The sequence below is a fragment of the Pseudomonas sp. M1 genome (assembly GCF_022760135.1).
Lineage (GTDB): Bacteria > Pseudomonadota > Gammaproteobacteria > Pseudomonadales > Pseudomonadaceae > Pseudomonas > Pseudomonas citronellolis.
Map to the genome: position 1 here is coordinate 4,805,289 of NZ_CP094343.1, position 18,922 is coordinate 4,824,210.

16 protein-coding genes are annotated in these 18,922 nt (G+C 67.1%); 6 read left to right on the top strand and 10 right to left on the bottom strand.

What is annotated here, in order from left to right; genetic code table 11:
- Positions 1-251 precede the first annotated feature (251 nt).
- Both PM1_RS21085 and PM1_RS21090 read right to left on the bottom strand, forming a co-directional pair.
- The gene (locus tag PM1_RS21085; RefSeq protein ID WP_009621306.1) at positions 252-3,974 is read right to left on the bottom strand and encodes a transporter substrate-binding domain-containing protein; all 3,723 of its coding nucleotides are present in this window, start codon (positions 3,972-3,974) and stop codon (positions 252-254) included.
- A 10-nt stretch (positions 3,975-3,984) separates the two neighbouring features.
- Positions 3,985-4,611, bottom strand: coding sequence for a response regulator transcription factor (locus PM1_RS21090; RefSeq protein ID WP_024128782.1), 627 nt, complete (start codon positions 4,609-4,611; stop codon positions 3,985-3,987).
- 283 nt (positions 4,612-4,894) lie between these two features.
- Here PM1_RS21090 and PM1_RS21095 point away from each other — a divergent pair, with 283 nt between their 5' ends.
- A complete protein-coding gene (locus tag PM1_RS21095) occupies positions 4,895-6,142 on the top strand; it encodes an EAL domain-containing response regulator (protein ID WP_009621301.1) in 1,248 nt (415 codons plus the stop codon).
- A 32-nt stretch (positions 6,143-6,174) separates the two neighbouring features.
- Here PM1_RS21095 and PM1_RS21100 read toward each other — a convergent pair whose 3' ends face one another.
- Positions 6,175-6,519, bottom strand: a complete 345-nt coding sequence (locus PM1_RS21100) for a YggL 50S ribosome-binding family protein (protein ID WP_009621298.1) — start codon at positions 6,517-6,519, stop codon at positions 6,175-6,177.
- Between the two features lie 244 nt (positions 6,520-6,763).
- Here PM1_RS21100 and dacB point away from each other — a divergent pair, with 244 nt between their 5' ends.
- Positions 6,764-8,206, top strand: a complete 1,443-nt coding sequence (gene dacB / locus PM1_RS21105) for a D-alanyl-D-alanine carboxypeptidase/D-alanyl-D-alanine endopeptidase (protein ID WP_009621296.1) — start codon at positions 6,764-6,766, stop codon at positions 8,204-8,206.
- Between the two features lie 24 nt (positions 8,207-8,230).
- Here dacB and rlmKL read toward each other — a convergent pair whose 3' ends face one another.
- Positions 8,231-10,411 (bottom strand): bifunctional 23S rRNA (guanine(2069)-N(7))-methyltransferase RlmK/23S rRNA (guanine(2445)-N(2))-methyltransferase RlmL, encoded by a 2,181-nt coding sequence (gene rlmKL / locus PM1_RS21110; RefSeq protein WP_009621294.1) that lies wholly within the window; start codon positions 10,409-10,411, stop codon positions 8,231-8,233.
- A 469-nt stretch (positions 10,412-10,880) separates the two neighbouring features.
- On the opposite strand from rlmKL, the gene rmf reads away from it, so the two are divergent.
- Positions 10,881-11,099, top strand: a complete 219-nt coding sequence (gene rmf / locus PM1_RS21115) for a ribosome modulation factor (protein ID WP_009621292.1) — start codon at positions 10,881-10,883, stop codon at positions 11,097-11,099.
- Positions 11,100-11,182: 83 nt separating this feature from the next.
- On the opposite strand, the gene PM1_RS21120 is transcribed toward rmf, so the two are convergent.
- Positions 11,183-12,214, bottom strand: coding sequence for a quinone-dependent dihydroorotate dehydrogenase (locus PM1_RS21120; RefSeq protein WP_009621290.1), 1,032 nt, complete (start codon positions 12,212-12,214; stop codon positions 11,183-11,185).
- Between the two features lie 201 nt (positions 12,215-12,415).
- Between PM1_RS21120 and PM1_RS21125 the strand changes: the two genes are divergently transcribed.
- Positions 12,416-13,285 (top strand): DUF6685 family protein, encoded by an 870-nt coding sequence (locus PM1_RS21125; RefSeq protein WP_043267363.1) that lies wholly within the window; start codon positions 12,416-12,418, stop codon positions 13,283-13,285.
- Here PM1_RS21125 and PM1_RS21130 read toward each other — a convergent pair.
- A complete protein-coding gene (locus tag PM1_RS21130; protein WP_310889450.1) occupies positions 13,282-13,725 on the bottom strand; it encodes a helix-turn-helix domain-containing protein in 444 nt (147 codons plus the stop codon). The genes PM1_RS21125 and PM1_RS21130 overlap by 4 nt on opposite strands.
- Positions 13,726-13,849: 124 nt before the next feature.
- Here PM1_RS21130 and PM1_RS21135 point away from each other — a divergent pair, with 124 nt between their 5' ends.
- On the top strand, positions 13,850-14,062 hold the full coding sequence (locus PM1_RS21135) for a helix-turn-helix domain-containing protein (protein WP_009621285.1): 213 nt from the start codon (positions 13,850-13,852) through the stop codon (positions 14,060-14,062).
- 130 nt (positions 14,063-14,192) lie between these two features.
- Here the strand turns inward: PM1_RS21135 and PM1_RS21140 are convergent, their stop codons facing one another.
- Positions 14,193-14,726, bottom strand: a complete 534-nt coding sequence (locus PM1_RS21140) for a hypothetical protein (RefSeq protein WP_009621284.1) — start codon at positions 14,724-14,726, stop codon at positions 14,193-14,195.
- A gap of 203 nt (positions 14,727-14,929) precedes the next feature.
- Here PM1_RS21140 and PM1_RS21145 point away from each other — a divergent pair, with 203 nt between their 5' ends.
- Positions 14,930-15,145: a hypothetical protein gene (locus PM1_RS21145; protein ID WP_009621283.1), complete on the top strand. Its 216-nt coding sequence runs from the start codon at positions 14,930-14,932 to the stop codon at positions 15,143-15,145.
- Between the two features lie 6 nt (positions 15,146-15,151).
- Here the strand turns inward: PM1_RS21145 and pgaD are convergent, their stop codons facing one another.
- Genes pgaD through pgaB form a run of 3 tightly spaced genes read right to left on the bottom strand, consistent with a single transcriptional unit; the run spans position 15,152 to position 18,920 of the window.
- Positions 15,152-15,595: a poly-beta-1,6-N-acetyl-D-glucosamine biosynthesis protein PgaD gene (gene pgaD / locus PM1_RS21150; protein ID WP_009621281.1), complete on the bottom strand. Its 444-nt coding sequence runs from the start codon at positions 15,593-15,595 to the stop codon at positions 15,152-15,154.
- On the bottom strand, positions 15,595-16,920 hold the full coding sequence (gene pgaC / locus PM1_RS21155; protein ID WP_009621279.1) for a poly-beta-1,6-N-acetyl-D-glucosamine synthase: 1,326 nt from the start codon (positions 16,918-16,920) through the stop codon (positions 15,595-15,597). The genes pgaD and pgaC overlap by 1 nt, the downstream gene beginning before the upstream one ends.
- Positions 16,917-18,920 (bottom strand): poly-beta-1,6-N-acetyl-D-glucosamine N-deacetylase PgaB, encoded by a 2,004-nt coding sequence (pgaB, locus tag PM1_RS21160; RefSeq protein WP_009621277.1) that lies wholly within the window; start codon positions 18,918-18,920, stop codon positions 16,917-16,919. The genes pgaC and pgaB overlap by 4 nt, the downstream gene beginning before the upstream one ends.
- Positions 18,921-18,922: the final 2 nt, after the last annotated feature.

Consider the following 18,922-nt stretch of genomic DNA (forward strand, 5'->3'; position numbering starts at 1 on the left):
GAATCGCGCCGATATATCCGGCTATCGCGGACAGGGTCCGCTCCTACGAAGAGCCCCACGGCGTGGCCGGCAAGGCAGCCCCGTAGGATGGGTTGAGCCTGCGAAACCCATGCGGTGGTGGCACGGGGTGTGGTGTTTACCGGGGGTAGGAGCGAACTCTGTCCGCGATTCGGCTGGGCTCCCGAACCACGCCATGAGCCCAAATGAAAAATGCCGTTTCTCCCAGACGGAGAAACGGCATCCTTACGGCGCTAGGCCGGATCGTCCTCGGTGGCCGACTGCGCCGGGCGGATCTGGCCTTCCTCGTCCAGTCGCTTCAGGTGGCCATGCAGGCTGGCCTGCAGCGCATCCAGCGCCCTGCGCAGTTGCTCCACGGCACTGCGCAAGGTCGAGAACTCGGCGCGCTCGGTGCAGACCTTCTCCAGCTCCGCGCAACGATCATGCAGGGCCATGGCACCTACCAGCCGCGCCGCGCCCTTGATGCGGTGGGCCAGCTCGGCCAGGCGCCGCCTGTCCTGGGCGTGCAGCAAGGGTTCGAGCTGTTCGGCGTCCGCCTCGTTGCTCGACACCAGCTCGGCCATCAGGTTGCGCGTCAGCTGGGCGTTGCCGCCGGTCATCTCCAGCAGGGCGCCGATGTCCAGGTCGCCCTCCTCCTGCGGGTGTTTTTCAGGAACCGGCTCCGGCGGCATGATCTCGCCGCGCTGAAGTTGCTCCAGCTGCTCACGCAGTTGCTCGATGCTGATTGGCTTGAACAGACAGTCGTCCATGCCGGCCTCCTTGCAACGAACGATTTCGTCGGGCTGGGCATTGGCCGTGAAACCGAGGATGGGGGAACGCGCCGCGCCGCTCTCCCGCTCGATCTCGCGGATTCGCCGGGCCAGGCTGTAGCCGCTGAGCACCGGCATGTTGCAGTCGGTGATGATCAGGTCGAATTCACCGGGCCGCCACATCTGCAGCGCCTCGCCGCCGTCCGTGGCCATGGCCACGGTGTGCCCGAGGTGTTCCAGCTGCTGCGCCAGCAGCAGGCGGTTGACCGGGTGATCGTCCACCACCAGTACGCGCAGCGTCCTCTGCACCACCGCACTGCGCAGGATGATCGAATCGTCTTCCGGCGCCAGGGGCTCCAGCACCTGCAGCACCAACCTGACGTGCACCTTGGTGCCCATGCCGGCCACGCTCTCCAGGCGCACCGAGCCGCCCATCATTTCCGCCAGCTTGCGGCAGATGGTCAGCCCCAGCCCCGTGCCGCCATGGTTGGTGCGCCCCTCGCGCTGCACCTGGCTGAAGGGTTCGAAGAGCTGCTTCTGGTCTTCCTCGGCGATGCCGATGCCGCTGTCCTCGACACACACCTCCAGCGCCAGCCGCTCGTTCGGCAGCGGCTCGCCCGACACCCGCACCCAGACGCTGCCCGCATCGGTGAACTTGATGGCGTTGCTCACCAGGTTGGAGAGAATCTGCTTGAAGCGCAGCGGGTCGATGAGTACGTCGCAGGCGGCCTCGGTTTCGATCTCCAGTTTCAGCAGCAGGCCCTTCTGCCGGGCCAGGCCGTCGAAGACGCGGGCCACCGATTCGATCAGTTCGCGCAGGCGCGCCCGTTCGGGCAGCAGCGTCAGGCGGCCGGACTCGATCTTGGCGACGTCGAGGATGTCGCCGATCAACAGCAGCAGCGACTTGGCCGACTCGTAGGCCACCTCGATCGGCCCCTGTTCGCCGCAACCGCCGCAGCGATTGCGCGTCAACGCCAGTTCGAGCATGCCGATCACCGCATTCATCGGCGTGCGGATCTCGTGGCTCATGGTCGCCAGGAAGGTGCTCTTCGCCCGGCTGGCTTCCTCGGCCTGCTCCTTGGCGATCTCCAGTTGCTGGAGCAGGCGCTCGCGCTCGGTGACGTCGACCCAGCCGGAAACCACGCCGCGGAGCTTGCCGGACGCGCTGTGGTAGGGCGTGAGCCAATGGTGCACCTGGCGCGTCTCGCCGTTGATCTCCAACATGCGGTCGACGGCGACCGGCTCCCCGCTGGCCATCACCTGGAGGTATTCCCGGTGCAGACCCTCAGCCTGTTCCGCCGAGAGCCAGGTGCAGTCCGTCAGCTGCGAGCCCACCGCCAGGTCCTCCGGCAGCCCGGTGGCCTCGCGGAACGCCCTGTTGCAGGTGATCAGGCGCCCATCGGCGTCGCGCACCGAGACCGGCTGGGGAATGCCGTCGATCAGTGCGCGCTTGAACGCCAGGCGGTCCTGCAGCTCCAGCTCGGCGCGGCGGCGCGCGCGCATCCGCAGCAGCAGGTACCAGTTCCACAGCAGGATCAGCCCGAGCAGCGCCAGCCCGCCCCACAGCAGCCAGAAGAACTGCGAGCGGTAGCCTTCCCAGACGCTGTCCGGCGACGCGCCGCTGGTGGACCAGCGGCTGATGATACTGGCCATGTCTTCCGGCGAGATCGCCAGCAGGGCCTTGTTGAGGATGCTCAGCAGCTCCGGGTCGGCCCGCGAGACGCCCAGGGATATCTGCGCCGGCTCCAGGTCCAGGGTCGCGGCGATGCGCAGGTCGCGGTAGTAGCGATTGACCAGGAAGGTGGCGGTGAGCATCGGCTGCAGCGCGGCGTCCGCCTTCCCCTCCTGCAGCAACGGCAGGGCATCGCTGTAGTTGTCCACCTCGACCAGCTTCACCCGCGGGAACTGCTCGCGCACGTAGGACACCAGCGAGCTGCCATGGGCCACCGCCACGCGCTTGCCGTTGAGGTCCGCGAGGTTGTTCAGCCGGGTGTTGTCCTTGTGCGTGAGCAGCACGAAGGAGGTACTCAGGTAAGGCCGGGTGAAGTCTACGTGCGCCTCGCGCTCGACGGTGGGCGACATGGTGGCCAGGGCATCGACCTGGCCCCGGCGCACCTGGGTGAACATGCCGGAGATCGACGAGGTCGGCACCACCTCGAACTGCAGGCCGGTACGGGTGCGGATCAGGTCCAGCAGGTCCGCGACTATGCCGCGGAAATTGCCCTGGGAGTCGAAGAAGGTCAGCGGGGCCAGCGACTGGTCGATGCCCAGGCGCGGCCGCCGGTTGTGCTCCAGCCAGCGAAGCTCCTGGGGCGTGAGGTTCAGCCGGTGGTTGGAGATGGAGAACACGCCGCCCACGCTCCAGCGCCGCTGGATGGACAGGTGTTGCTGGGCGCTGATGTTCTGCAGCACCTCGTTGACGCTGTAGAGCAGCGGGCTGCCGTCCTTGCGCGCGGCGAAGGAAAAGCCGACGCCGTTGAAGTTGGCGAAGTTCAGCAGCTTGAGGTTGACCAGGTAACCCTGGCTGATCAGGTACTGCGCGCTCAGGGCGTCGCCGACGTAGGCGTCCACCTGCCCGAGGGCGACGGATTCCAGGGCGCGGCGCAGCGAGTCGAAATGCACCACCTCGGCATCGGGGAAATGGTCGGCCAGCTCCTTCGGCGAGAAGTAGTCGCCCACCACGGCGAGCCGCCGGCCGGCCAGTTGCAGGTCGCCTTCCAGGCGCATGTCCTGCTGCCCGACGATCACCGGCTGGTTCAGGGAATACGGGCGCGACAGCAGCAGGTCCGGGATCTCGGCCTCGAAGCCGGTGGCGCGGCCGATCAGGTCGATCTCGCCATCCTGCAGCGCCTGGATGGTCTGGCGCCGGGACGGGTAGCGACGCATCTCGATGCGGACGTTGAGCGCTTCGCTGACCAGCCCGAGGTAGTCGGCGGTGACCCCCTCCAGCTCGCTGCCGCTGACGGTGACGATCAGTGGCGCATAGTCCGGCGCGGCCACCCCCACCACCAGCGTGCGCTTCTCGCGCAGCCACTGCCAGTCCGACTCAGGCAGCTCGACCCGCGGCCTCTCGGGAAGCGCCGCGGTACGGGCCAGCAAGGCGAGTTGCGTCCAGGGCGCGGGGGCCTGGACCTCTGCGGCCCAGGCCCCCATCGCCAGCATCGCACCGAGAACGGCACCCAGCAGCGCCCTGCACTTCGAGCCCATGGCGGCTGTCTCAGACCAGTGCGTTGCGCTTGGCGAACTCGATCAGGTCGACCAGCGAATGGGCGTTGAGCTTCAGCAGCAGGCGCGTCTTGTAGGTACTGACGGTCTTGTTGCTGATGAACATCTGCTCGGAGATGTCCTTGTTCGAATAACCATTGGCCAGGTATTGCAATACCGACATTTCCCGGTCGGAGAGGCGCTGGATGAGTTCATGGTCATCCATGCTGCCGTTGTTCTTGCGCGCCGGGCGCACGGCCGTGCTGGGGAAATAGTTGTACCCGGCGATCACCGCATTGACCGCGCTGATCAACTCGGCCAGCCCGCCCTGCTTGCAGACGAACCCGGAGGCCCCGGCCTGCATGCAGCGCATGGCGTAGAGCGAGGCGCTCTGGCCGGTCAGCACGAGAATCTTCAGGGGCAGGTTGAACGCGGTCAGACGGCTGATGACTTCTAGCCCGTCCAGCTTGGGGATGCCGATGTCCAGCACCACCAGCTCCGGCAGCAGATCCTTCACCAGGGACAGGGCGTCCACGCCGTTGTCGGTTTCCCCGATGATGGTATGACCTTCCTTTTCCAGCAGAACGCGCATTGCCATCCGTATCACCGGATGATCATCGACGATAAGAACCTTGCTCAATTTTCAATCTCCGACAGACTTCCCAAGAGTGCGCCGTAAGATATCGTCTAGGAAATCAGTGTCGAGATTAACTGGTGCCACTTTTAACATCTTAAGTAAATTCCCATACATCAAAGTATAAATTCCTACACAAACTTGATCGACCAACTTCCGTTAACTTTCAAGCCGGACTTTTTCAACACCTCCTAATGCAATTTCCTACAACGGAAATGGAAGTTTTTTAAATAAATGGCACCCGCCAGCCGGCACACTGCGGCCGTTATCCAATTCGGTACGCGCGACCATGAACATATCGATCCCATCCAGCCTGCTGGTGCTGGAGGACCATGCATTTCTGCGCGAGGCCACCGTGCACGGCTTGCGGGTCCTCGGCTACGAGCAGGTCCTGGCCGCCGGCGACGGGGACAGCGCCATCGAACTGCTGAGGCAGAAGGGCGGAGTCGACATCTGCATCTGCGACGTGCTGCCGCCGGGCATGGACCTGCTCGGGTTCCTGCGCCTGGCGGCCCAGGAGAAGCTGCTGCGGGCGATCATCGTGGTCAGCGAGGTCCCCGCCGACCTGCGCCGGGCCATCGCCCACATCGCCACGCTGTACGGCCTGTCGGTGCTCGGCGAGCTGACCAAGCCGCTGCAGATGTCCAGCCTGCAGGCACGCCTGCGCCACTACAGCCCTGCGCCCGCCGCCGCCCCGCCGCTGCCGCGGCCGACGCCATCGGCGCTGGAGGTCTGGCAGGCCATGCGCAACCGGGAGCTCAGGGCCTACTACCAGCCCAAGGTCGACCTCGACACCCTGCAGGAGATCGGCGCCGAGGTGCTGGTGCGCTGGGACCACCCGGTCCACGGGCTGTTGCGCCCGGCCTACTTCCTCGCCGCGATCCGCCGGATGAAGCTGCTGCCCGACCTCTTCGACCTGGTTCTGGACCAGGCCCTGGATTTCGCCCGGCGCGAGCTGCGCCACGGCACCCAGCGGGCGCTGTCGATCAACATCGACCTCGAGGTGCTGCAGCAGCGCGACCTGGCAGGCCACCTGAAGGAAAAACTGCGGCAGACCGGCGTCGACCCTGCCAGCCTGACCATCGAGATCATCGAAGGGGGGCTGGCGACCACGCCCCTGGCCAGCCTGGAGAACCTCACCCGCCTGCGCCTGCTCGGCTGCAACGTCGCCATCGACGACTTCGGCACCGGCTACTCCTCGCTGCAGCGCCTTTGCGACCTGCCCTGCAACGAAATCAAGCTGGACGCCTCCTTCATCCGCGACATGCAGCACAACCCGCGCACCCACGAGTCGGTCGCCAGCACCCTGGTGCTGGCGCGCCACCTGCAGTTGCGGGTGATCGCCGAGGGCATCGAGACCTACCAGCAACTGCAGCGCATGCGCGAACTGGGCTGCCGGTTCGGCCAGGGCTTCCTGTTCGCCCGGCCGATGTCGGAGGACGCCTATCGCCACTGGACGGGCGTCGACCTGCAACCGCCGGAGGCGGAAGCCGGCTCCGCGCTGGAGTTGGAGGGCGCGCAGAACCCACCGGGCTGAACCCGGGGCGGGCGCCCACCCTCAGCCCGTTCTCAGCCAGGCTGGTGAATGGGCTGCTCCGGATACCAGGCATCCTGCAGGGGGCTGACCGAACTGCCGCTCAGCTCGCCCTGCTGCTTCAGCCAGTCCTCCACGGCCTTGCGCTGCTCCTCGGTGACCGAGCCGCGGCGCGCCAGGCACACGAAGCCGAAATCGTCGCAACCGGTATAGGCCAGGCCGTTGGCGCCGATGGCCTGCTCCACGAAGCGCTTCAGGAAGGCCTGCTGCTCCTGTTCGGGGAGCCCTTCGCGATAGTCGAGCGACAACTCGAACCCCAGTTCCTGGAATTCATCGACGCAGAGTTTCTTCCGCAGACGACGGGAACGGTTGCTGGCCATGTGGCGGATCTCCTCGATTGATGACGGCATGCGGGGCTGGGCGGGAGCCGCCCCGCACAGACTCTAGCAGCTCGGGCGCGGCGCTCCCACGCGCATCGGCTCACAAACCCCAGCGCATCCCGCAACGGCTTGCGGCATAATGCGCCGGCGCGTTGCCGCGTCACTGGCGCAATCGTCTATCGTCAGTGTCTTCTTTCGTCACCTTCGTCATGTCGATGCCCTGAACCGGGATTTCACTTCAAATATGTTCAAGTCACTGCGTGTTCTCGCCTTCGCCACCCTGCTGCCCTTCGCCCTGCCCACCCTGGCCGCCCCGATCAAGTCCGCCCTGCCCGAACGGGTGGAGAAGGCGCTCAAGGCCAGCAAGCTGACCAACGACGCCCTGTCGCTGGTGATGATCCCCCTGGATGGCCCGGGTACGCCCACCTACTTCAACGCCGACGTCTCGGTGAACCCGGCCTCGACCATGAAGCTGTTCACCACCTATGCCGCCCTGGAGTTGCTGGGCCCCACCTACCAGTGGAAGACCGAGTTCTACACCGACGGCAAGCTGCAGGACGGCGTGCTCAACGGCAACCTCTACCTCAAGGGCGGCGGCGACCCCAAGCTGAACCTGGAAAAGCTCTGGCTGATGATGCGCGACCTGCGCGCCAACGGCGTGCTCAAGGTCAACGGCGACCTGGTGCTGGACCGCAGCTACTTCAACCAGCCGCAGTTGCCGGTGTTCAACGATGACGGCGGCGACGACAACAAGCCGTTCCTGGTCGGCCCCGACGCCGCCATGGTCAACCTCAAGAGCGTGCGCCTGGTGGTGCGCAGCGAAGGCAACCAGGCCTCGGTGATGATGGACCCGCCGCTGGCCAACGTGCGCCTGGAGAACCAGATCAAGGTCAGCGGCCCGGCCAACTGCCCGGCCTGGCCGAAGCTGCGCTTCGTCCCGGAAACCCGCGCCGAGGGCACCGTGCTGGTGGCCGCCGGCGAGATTCCGCGCGGCTGCAGCGCGCAGACCTACATGTCGCTGCTCGACCATCCGGGCTACACCGCCGGCGCCATCCGCGGCATCTGGCAGGAACTGGGCGGCAGCATCAGCGGCGCCGACCGCCAGGGCACGGTGCCGAAGAACGCCACCCTGCTGGCCCGCGCGCTGTCGCCGGACACCGTGGACATCATCCGCGACATCAACAAGTACAGTAACAACACCATGGCCCGCCAGGTGTTCCTCAGCATCGGCGCGCAGAACCGCACCAGCGCGGACGCCAACGATGGCCTGGCGGCACAGCGGGTGATCCGCCAGTGGCTGGCGCGCAAGGGCATCACCGCTTCGCACCTGGTGATGGAGAACGGCTCCGGCCTGTCCCGCGACGAGCGCGTCAGCGCCCGCGAGATGGCCGCCATGCTGCAGGCCGCCTGGCACAGCCCCTACGCCGCGGAGTACATCTCCTCGCTGCCGATCGTCGGCGTCGACGGCACCATGCGCAAGCGCCTGCGCCACACGCCCATGACCGGCGAGGCCCACGTCAAGACCGGCACCCTCAACACCGTCCGCGCCCTGGCCGGGTTCAGCCGCGACGCCCGCGGCAACAACTGGGTGGTGGTAGCCATCCTCAACAGCAACCGGCCGTGGGGCGCTTCGTCCATCCTCGACCAGGTGCTGCTGGACCTCTACGCCTCCACCCGCGGCCAGTGAAACCAGCCGCGGGGCCCTGGCGAATCAGCGAGCGCTGATGCGCCAGGCCCGGTGGATCTTCGGGTTGCGGGCGAAGTCCGGGTCGAGGGTCTGGGCGCTGATGTCCTCGACCTGGTAGCGCGCCGCCAGGCTCGGCTCCAGCTCGAACTTGCGGAAGTTGTTGGAGAAATACAGCACGCCGCCCTTGGCCAGACGGGTCATGGCCAGGTCGATCAGCTCGACCTGGTCGCGCTGCACGTCGAACACCCCTTCCATGCGCTTGGAGTTGGAGAAGGTCGGCGGGTCGATGAAGATCAGGTCGTACTCGCCGCGGTCCGCCCGCAGCCATTCCATGACATCGCTCTGCACCAGCTTCTGCTTGTCGGAGAAACCGTTGAGCGACAGGTTGCGCCGCGCCCAGTCCAGGTAGGTCTTCGACAGGTCGACGCTGGTGGTGCTGCGCGCGCCGCCCTTGGCCGCATGCACGGTGGCGGTGGCGGTGTAGCAGAACAGGTTGAGGAAGCGCTTGCCGGCGGCCTCGCGCTGCAGGCGCAGGCGCATCGGCCGGTGGTCGAGGAACAGCCCGGTGTCCAGGTAATCGGTGAGGTTGACCAGCAGGCGCACGCCGCCCTCCTCCACTTCCATGAAGCGGCCTTCGCTGTTCTGCCGTTCGTACTGCTTCCTGCCGGCCTGGCGCTCGCGGCGCTTGATGACGATGCGCTCGCTGGGGATGCCGAGGGCCTGCGGCAGCGCCGCCAGGGCGTCGAGCAGGCGGGCCTGGGCCTTGGCCGGGTCGATGGACTTGGGCGCGGCGTATTCCTGCACGTGCACCCAGTCGCGGTACAGGTCCACGGCCAGGGCGTACTCGGGCATGTCCGCGTCATACACGCGGTAGCATTCGATTTTCTCGCGCCTGGCCCATTTGCCCAGTTGCTTGAGATTCTTCTGCAGGCGGTTGGCGAACATCTGCCCGCCCTCGCTCAGGCGCGCCGGCTCCGCCGGAGCTTGCACGGCGCCGTCCTGGCGCGCCTCGGCACCGCGCTCGCCGGTGACGAACTGGCGCGGCTCCACCTCGAACATCAGCAGCTTGCACGGCAACGCGCCGTTCCAGAAGGCGTACTGCTTGTGGCTACGGATGCCCATGCGCTTGCCCAGCTCCGGCGCCCCGGTGAAGACCGCGGCGTTCCAGCCCAGGCAGGCCTGGCGCAGGCGCTCGCCCAGGTGTTGGTAGAGGTACAGCAGGCTGGCCTCGTCGCCCAGGCGCTCGCCGTAGGGCGGGTTGCAGATCACCAGGCCGCGCTGGCCCTTGTCCGGGCGCGGTTCGAAGGTGGCCAGCTCGCCCTGGTAGACCTTCACCCACTCGCCCAGACCGGCGCGCTCGATGTTGTTGCGCGCCGGCTGGATCAGCCGCGGGTCCGCCTCGTAGCCGCGGATCCACAGCGGCGGCCGCGCCAGGCCGACGGCGGCGCGTTGCTCGGCCTCGGCCAGCAGCTTGCGCCAGAGGACCGGGACGTGGCCCAGCCACTTGTCGAAGCCCCAGTGCTCGCGTTTGAGGTTGGGGGCGATGTCGGCGGCCATCAGGCCGGCCTCGATCAGGAAGGTGCCGACGCCGCACATGGGGTCGGACAGCGCCCCGCCCTCGGCGGCCAGCTGCGGCCAGCCGGCGCGGATGAGGATGGCCGCGGCGAGGTTTTCCTTCAGCGGCGCGGCGCCCTGCTGCAGGCGGTAGCCGCGCTGGTGCAGGCTGTGCCCGGAGAGGTCCAGGGACAGCACCGCCTGGCCGCGGTCCAGGTGCAGGTGGACGCGGATGTCCGGGTTGACCTTGTCCACCGTCGGCCGCCGGCCGAACTCGGCGCGCAGGTTGTCGACGATGGCGTCCTTGACCTTGAGCGCGCCGAAGTGGGTGTTGTCGATGCCCGAGCCCTTGCCGCTGAACTCCACCGCCAGGCTGCCGCCGGGGTCCAGGTGATCGCTCCAGTTGACCGCGTTCACGCCCAGGTAGAGTTCCTCGGCGTTGGCCACCGGGAAGCGCGCCAACACCAGCAGCACGCGGTTGGCCAGGCGCGACCAGAGGCACAGCCGGTAGGCCGTCTCCAGGTCGCCGCGGCCGCGCACGGCGGACACCTGCGCGCGGGCATCGCTCAGGCCCAGCGCCTGCGCCTCGTCCAGCAGCAGGCCATCGAGGCCCTTGGGGCAGGTGAGGAAGAGTTCGTAGTGTTCCGACATCGCCATTCCCGGGCCGCAGCCCTTTCCAGAGGGGCCTCGGCCCCTGTTGAGCGGATGCCGCGTGAAAACGCTGGCACCCGGCCATGGTTCATTTCAAAAGGTTTCACAAAACCTGCGACCCGAGGTCGCAGGTACTTGCCCGCTCGTCGGGATGAGAGAACCTCTCAATTTCCTGGCAGTTCGCCAGGCTGCCTCGCACAAGCCCCTGAACATGCGGTTTCGGGCAATTTGCCCGACCCGCCCGGGGGAAAAACTTATGGCTTGAACCCATAAGAGTTAAGTCTTTATGACAAATTGGTTGTTCACAGGCTCGAAGCCCATGGTTTAGAACTCAGCTTAACCCGTCGCCGCAAAGGTGTCGGGCGGGGTCTGTCACGCCGGCAACAGGCCCCTTTTTGGCGGAACTGTCCGCCAGGCCTCCCCAGGGGGCCAACGGGACATAACAGTCAACAAGTGAGGGCAACACCCTATGAGAAGACTCAAGCGTGATCCGTTGGAAAGAGCCTTTATGCGCGGTTACCAGTACGGCATCAGTGGCAAGTCTCGCGATCTCTGTCCTTTCACCCATCCCACCACCCGGCAGTCCTGGCTCAACGGCTGGCGCGAGGGTCGCGGCGACAACTGGGATGGCCTCACCGGCACCGCCGGTCTTCAACGTCTGAATCAGATGCAACACGCCACCAGTTGACCAAAGGATCACACCGATTTCCCCAAGGCACGCCCCATCCGGGCGGCAGGGCGTAAGCCCAAGGGCTCCGAAAGGAGCCCTTTTTATTTGCCTGCGCGCTGCGCCTGGGCGATGGCGTCCACCGCCTCGCGGATCAGCGCCGGCCCCTTGTAGATGAAGCCCGAGTAGATCTGCACCAGGCTCGCGCCGGCGGCGATCTTCTCCGCCGCATGGGCGCCCTCGGTGATGCCGCCGGCGGCGATGATCGGCAGGCGGCCGCCCAGTTCGCCAGCCAGCACCTTGACCGTGTGGGTGCTCTTCTCGCGCACCGGCGCGCCCGACAGGCCGCCGGCCTCGTCACCGAACGGCAGCCCCTCGACGCCTTCGCGGCCCAAGGTGGTGTTGGTGGCGATCACCGCATCCATCCCCGCCTCCACCAGCGCCGCGGCGACCAGGGCGGTTTCCTCGTCGGTCATGTCCGGGGCGATCTTGATCGCCAGCGGCACGCGCCGGCCATGCTGTTCGGCCAGGTCTTCCTGGCGCTGGCGCAGGGCCTCCAGCAGTTGCTTGAGCGAGTCGCCGAACTGCAGGCTGCGCAGGCCCGGGGTGTTCGGCGAGCTGACGTTGACCGTGACGTAGCTGGCGTGGGCGTAGACCTTGTCCAGACAGATCAGGTAGTCGTCCACCGCGCGCTCGACCGGGGTGTCGAAATTCTTGCCGATGTTGATGCCCAGCACGCCGCGGTACTTCGCGGCCTTGACCCGCTCCACCAGGTGGTCGACGCCCAGGTTGTTGAAGCCCATGCGGTTGATGATCGCGGTGGCCTGCGGCAGGCGGAACAGCCGCGGCTTGGGGTTGCCCGGCTGCGGGCGCGGGGTGACGGTGCCGATCTCGACGAAGCCGAAGCCCAGTTGGGCGAAGCCGTCGATGGCGTCGCCGTTCTTGTCCAGGCCGGCGGCCAGGCCCACCGGGTTGGGGAAGTCGATGCCCATGACCTGCACCGGCAGGCTGGCCGGCTTCGGGCAGAACAGGCCGTTGAGCCCCAGGCGGCCGCCGGCGCCGATCAGGTCGATGGACAGCTCATGGGAGGTTTCCGGGGACAGTTTGAACAGCAGCTCGCGGGCCAGGCTATACATGGTCGGGCATCGGTCGGCAAAATGGGGCGCTAGTATAGCCGGCCGGCCTGTCCCTAGGCGAGGCGCGGCCGCGGCGGGCCCGGCATGGCGCCCGCCCTTGAAAGGAAGGAAGCAACATTTGTCACTGCCCGGAAGCACAACCGCGACTGGCTTACCTATGCTTAGGGCTGTCGGCCGGGCATCGGGAGTTTGCCTTCGATCATGAATCCACCCCGCAACATGGCCCAGCGCCTCGCGGCCATCGCCCAGCGCCTGGGGCTCGGCAACGCCGACCTGCACAAGGTCTCGCAGCGCACCCGTTCCCTGGCCCTGAGCTTCAGCGCCCCGGCGAGCCCGCCCAGCGGCATCGGCTGGCAGTCCGGCGCGCCGCTGTACCGCCTGATCGACCTGCCGCGCGGCGCCCTGTCCGGGCCGGTGCAGGAAGACAAGGCGCGCGCCCATGCCGCACTGAAGAAACTGGTCGGTTCCCGTCTGCTGGAGCTGCACGATGTCGACCTGCGCGAGGTGGACGGCCTGTGCACCCGCGGCCCCCTGGCGAATTCGGCGCTACCCGACTTCGAAGCCGTGGCGGCCGGCGACGCCGGGCGCAAGGTGCGGATCATCAGCTACCGGGATTTCGGCAAGGCGCTCGGGCAGGCCCTGCCCGGCTTCGAGCGCGGCGTGGAGCTGCAATTGCGCCGGGCCGACTGGCATGGCCAGCGGCTGTTCCTGGAGCTGGACAACCACACCGAGGCGTTCGCCTGCGCGGTGGCCTATGCGCGCCGCCGCGGCCTGGAACTGCGCCTGCCCGGCAGGGTGCGCCAGTTTAGCCTGCAGGGCAGCGCCCTGGACGACCTGGAGCGGCGCTACCACATGCTGGCGATGCCGACCCAGGCCTGGAGCGATGCCGGGTTCATGGGCCTGCTGCTGGACACCGGCCTGCCCTATGCGCGCTTCGGCCTGTTCAACAGCGAAACGCCGGAATCCCTGCTGCTGCCCAAGGACCACCCGCAAGCCGACGAATTCGGCGCCGGCCTGCGCAGCATCGGCGCCCCGGACCTGCTGGGCTACCTGCGCGGCTGCGTCGCCTAGTCCCGCGTCTCTTCTTCGGACTCGTCGTCATCGTCGTCGGTCTCTGCGACGAGTTCGCGCCCCGGCTCATGGCGCAGGCGCTCGAGCACGTCGTGGTGGCGGTTGCGCCACTCCTCCAGGCTGAGGCTGCTGCTCTCCAGCAATGCGGGGTTCTGCTCCACCAGGTAGACGGCGGCGGACTGCGCCGAATCGGCGATCTCCCAGGCCACCGACGCCGAGTCGATGGGCCCTTCGTAGGTGATCCAGCGGGCGAAATCCGGATAGACGCTGCAGACCTTCTCGAAATCCTCGTCGCGCATGCGCTGGCGACCGAACTCGATGTTCTCCACCGTCTTGGCCTTCATGCCGACGATCTTGGCGAATTCCGGGCGTTTGAGCCCGGTCAGCTCACGCAGGCCACGTAGTCTTTCCCCAGCGGTAAAAAGGAAACGTTTCTTCACGATCTGTAATCCATTTCCGGACATTCGAAGCACCATACAAAAACACTAATATTTAGTGTATTGTCTCGAGAGAGTCATTTAGTCTCTCTCCCCTAATAGCGCAGGCCATGGTGCAGGACACCACATGAAAGTGGAAGAACCCTTCTCCCCCGCTCCCGAGGACGAAACCTATTACCTGAGCCTCGAGCGTTTCGCCGAATTGCTCGGGATGTCCGATCAGCCGGAGGTTCTGGAGGAATGGATCGCCAACGGCAAGCTGCCGACGCGGGTAATTGCAGGACATCGCCTGGTTGACCTCAGAGCATTCCTACGCCCGGACGGGAAACCAAAGCCCTGAACACGCCGGAACTCCCACATTTATAAGCAACCCACCGGGAGCAGGTGCGCGGTCATCCGCCATGCCTGGAGAATAGCCAGGGCGTTTTTCCCTGGCAGGGGCCGCCGGAAGGACGGCGGCCGAGGGGGCATCACTCTTCCCGGCTGGCCTCGACCAGGCGCTCGTAGGCCGGCGCCGCCGGAATGCCGATTTCCAGGCACAGGGCCATGACCCTTTCCAGGTCGCAGCGGTACACCAGCACCGCCTGCAGTTCGTCGTCCAGCGGTTCGCTGAAGTCCAGCAGCACGTAGCCGCCCTTTTCCGGATAGAGCGCGCTCAGTTGCACCTGGATGCGCTTCAGCGCGGTGAGCGGGTCGGCCTTGTGCAATTGCTTGGCCTGCAGCACGAAGTTCACGCTGGCGTCGAACGAGGCGCGGATGCCTTCGAACAGTTCCTTGTAGTCGTCGCCCTGGAACAGCACGATGTCCGGCAGGCTGCCGACCACCACCCACTCGCCCAGCGGGATGGGGAAGCTGTCGTCGTAGTTGATGTCCGGGTTGGCGGCGAGGAAGGCCTCGGGGTCGGCATAGGCCGCGGCGGCATCCTCGGCGATCTGGCGGATTTCCTCCGCGCCCATGCAGCCGGAGCTGATCAGGGTGAGGAGTTCGACGAGCTGTTCTTTCATGGCGCGGTCCCGGGAAGTGGCGAAGGCCGCGAAGGATAGCCGGATTCGGCCCGGCTTGCTGGGCCGCCGGAACCTATTGGCGCTCCCGGGTGTCGGAAGCCGGCTCGGACGATAGCGACTATCGACCGGGATGATTTCCCAGGCCGGCGAGCCATCGCTAGCCTTTGTCCATCCCCACTATCCATGCCCCGGGTGAACCCGCCATGTTCCGATTCCTTTCCAGCCTGGTGCTGGCCGTCCCCGTGCTGGTGGGCTGCGCCGCGCAACCGGCCGCCACCGAGCCCCAGCGGGCGTACAGCGACGCCGAGGTCAAGGCCTTCGCCCTGAAGATCCTCAGCGCCAGCAACATGGACAGCGACCTCTACGCGCGCTACCGCCGCGCCCTGACCGAGCCGCACCACGGCAACAGCGGCAGTTGAGGCCGCTCAGGGCGTCTCGACTTCCATCTCCGCCGGGTTCTCCACCCACACCAGGTTGCCATGCTCGTCGTTGTGCAGGGTCACCACCTGGGCCCCATGCAGGCGGGCCAGGGTATCGCCACTGATGTTGAAGCTGCGCGACAGCGCCTGCCGGGACAGGTCGGGCATGCGTGAGCGGCGCTCGTAGCGCGCCGCGCGAATCTGGTTGTAGCGGGCCCAGGACACCAGCAGCGCGGCGATCAAGGCGCTGCACAGCACATAGACCATCAGCGTATCCAGCGTCTGCAGGAACTGCCCGCCCCAGTCCAGGCGCGGCCCTCGCCAGCCGCTGGCGAGCAGGCTGGCAATGCCGCGCTCCATCAGCCAGACAAAGATCGCCCAGGCGCACAGGGTCAGCAGAACGTCCAGGCTCCGGGGCAGCCAGTGCTGCGGTGTCTTGATCAGGTTCATCACGAACTCCTCTTGATGCCACGGTCGGGGCTGGTCCAGCGCGCCCGGGCCTGGCGCGTCTTGAGCATGACCTTGGGGAAACTCACCAGGGTGGTCAGCAAGGTGACCAGCCAGAAGGCGAAGGGGTACCAGATCACCCAGAACAGCGAACTCGCCAGGTGGCGCTCGTAGCGCCGCTCGATCAGCAGGCTCAGGGCGAACTGCAACAGGCACACGCAGGCCAGCAGCAGCCCGGTGAAGGCCGGCGGCACTATGTTGGCGACGCGCAGGCTGGGCGGCATCTCGACCACCAGGCCAAGCGCCCAGAGCAGGATCGACAGCAGGAAAGTGAAGGCCCAGGCCGCCGACAGGCTGAACTCGATGAGCAGCGGCCACATGTAGCGGTAGCGCCAGGTCCAGATGCTGCGGATGTTCTTCAGCAGCACCTCGGCCCCGCCCTGCGCCCAGCGCAGGCGCTGCTTCCACAGGCCACGCAAGGTCTCGGGCATGAGGATCCAGCACAGCGCGCGCGGCTCGTAGAAGATCGACCAGTGATCCAGCTGCAGCTTCCAGCTGATGTCGATGTCCTCGGTGATCATGTCCGTGCTCCAGTAGTCGACCCGCGCCAGGGCCGTGCGGCGGAACGCGGCGACCACGCCGGAGACGGTGAAGACCCGCCCGTAGACGCGCTGGGTGCGCTTGATCAGGCCGATGATCGAGGAGAACTCGCCGACCTGGACGCGGCCGATCAGCGTCGAGCGCGTGCGGATGCGCGGGTTGCCGGTCACCGCGCCGACCCGCGGGTTGTCGATCAGCGGGGCCACCAGGTAGGCCGCGGCGTTGGGATCGAGCAGCGCGTCGCCGTCGATGCACACCAGGTACTCGCTGCGCGCGGCCAGCGCGCCCATGCGCAAGGCCACGGCCTTGCCCTGGTTCTGCGCCAGGTGCAGCACGCGCAGCCGCGGCTCGCCTTCGGCCAGGGCATCGAGCACCTGCGCGGTGTTGTCGGAGGAACCGTCGTTGATGGCGATGACTTCGATGTTCGGATAGTGCTGCGCGAGGGCCGCGCCTATGGTGTCGGCGGCGTTGTCGCCCTCGTTGAAGCAGGGGATCAGGATCGACACCAGCGGCTCGCCCTCCAGTTGCGGGACGTCCTCCGGCCAGGCCCAGTGGCGTTCCCAGTGCGCCCAGAAGTAGATGCCGCCGGCCATCCACAGGGCCGACATGAACAGTGGATAGAAGAACACGAAGTTCAGCAGTATCTCGCCGGTGAGGACGATGGCTACGCCGATCGGGCCGCCGAGCAACAGCAGCAGGACCAGCAAGGCAACGATGCGATCGATCATGGCTCGGGGTACCAGGCGTTGGAGATGGCCGGACGCAGCGCCTTGAGTTCGGGCTGGTCGTTGACGAAATCGTCCGGGTAGTAACCGAAGCTGCGCACGCCCTCCCACTGCAGGCGGTGCATCCAGCGCCGCAACTGCGCGGCGTCGATGGGCGCCTCGCGCCCCTCGCGCCAGTCGCGCGCCTGCAGTTCGAAGACGCTGCGCTGCAGCGCGCCGGGGCGCTTGGCCACTTCGCGCACCAGGCGCTGCAGCCAGGCCTCGGACTGCTCCAGGGGCACGCCCTCCATCAGCGGCATGGCCATGGGCGCGGTCCAGTCGTAGGCGGCCAGGAAGTCGTCCAGGTTCTGCGCGAACCAGGCTTCGCTCTGCGGTTCGAGGATCGGCAGCGCATAGATGTTGCGCGCCGTCTGCACCTGCGGGCCGCGGATGGCGCGTACGCGCTCGGCGAGCTGGCGGGTGAAGTCGATGAGGTAGCGGCTCTTGAAGCGCGTCCAGCGCTGCAGCGTCTGCGCATCGCCGCGCAGGCTGGCGATGTCGCCCGGCAGGCCGGCCGCGCGATAGGCCGCCAGCGCCTGGGGCCCGGCATCCTCGAAGTCGGAGAACAGCGCGTCGTCGTGGAACAGCAGGCCGGCGAAGGCGGCGTGCCCGGCCAGGTCCTCGTAGATCTCGGTGATCTGCCGGCGTACTTCGGGGTCGAACGGCGACAGCCGCCGGTACTGCTGCGGGTCGATCTCCAGGCGCCCGCTGTGCGGGTCCCAGCGCTGCACCCGCGGCAGCTGCGGCGACAGGTCGAAGGCCAGCACCGGCATCCAGGCGAACACTTCCACGCCGGCGCGGGTGCGCAGCTGCCAGGCGGCGCGGTTGAACAGGTCGGCGCGCATCGGCAGGTGCCGGTTGGGGAAGTACAGCGCCTTCACCGTGCCGTCGCCCAGCGGGTCGGCATAGGCCTGGAGGAACACGGTGTTGATGCGCAGGTCGGCGATGCGCTGCACCAGTTGCCCGAGGTTGGCCTCCATCTGCTGCGGGTCGGGATCGTAGACGTAGTCCAGGTCGACGTGGGCGACGCGCAGGTTGTCCTGCGCCTGGACGCGGCTGATGGCCGAGGTGAAGTGATGCAGGTTGGGGTCGCCGTTGAGCAGGAAGCGCGGCAGGTTGTCCAGGTGGTCGATGCTGCCCAGGCCGTCCTCGAGGGTCAGGGCCAGGGCGTAGCCGTCGTCGCCGACCACCTGCAAGGCGGTGCCGCTGGCCGCGCCGTAGGGCCACACCCACACCCGCGGCGCCTTGCCGGTGATGCTTTGCAGGGTGCGGCTGATGCGCTTGACGTCGATGCCCACGCGGTTGCGGTATTCGGCCTCGGTTTCGTAGCGCCCGGCATTGGCCAGGTACAGGCGGTTGGCCGCTGCCGGCAGCTGACTGCCCTGCGGGTTGCCGGGGCCACCGAAGTGCAGGGCCTCGGTGTGTGCGCCTATTTCCACCAGGCCGGACCGGGCGATTTCCGCGAGCTGCTGGCGGGTGAGGAAGCGCCGGCGCTCCACCGCCAGGCCGCCGAAGTCCACGCGCTGCTGGTCCGGGGTATCCAGCCAGACGCCTACCGGCGCCATGATCGCCGGCCAGTCGTAGGCCTTCAGGATCGGCAGCACGCGCTGGTAGAAGCTGCTGTAGCCGTCGTCGAAGCTCAGCAGCAGCGGTTTCTCCGGCAGGCTGCCGCGGCCGGCGCGGGCGGCCAGCAACTGGTCCACGGAAATCGCCTGGAAGCCTTGCTCGTGCAGCCAGGCCAGTTGGTCCACCAGGTTGGCGGTGCGCACGGTCATGAAGGCCTGGTTGGCGTCGCTGTCGGCGATCTCGTGGTAGGCCAGGGTCAGGATGCGCCCCGACGGCCAGGGCTTCTCGTTGGCGGCGAGGGTGCGTTGCGCCGGCTCGACGAAGGGGGGCGCCTCGCTGGCGCAAGCCCCGATCAGCAGCGCCAGCCCCAACAGCAGGAAACGGTAGGTGGCTCTCATGT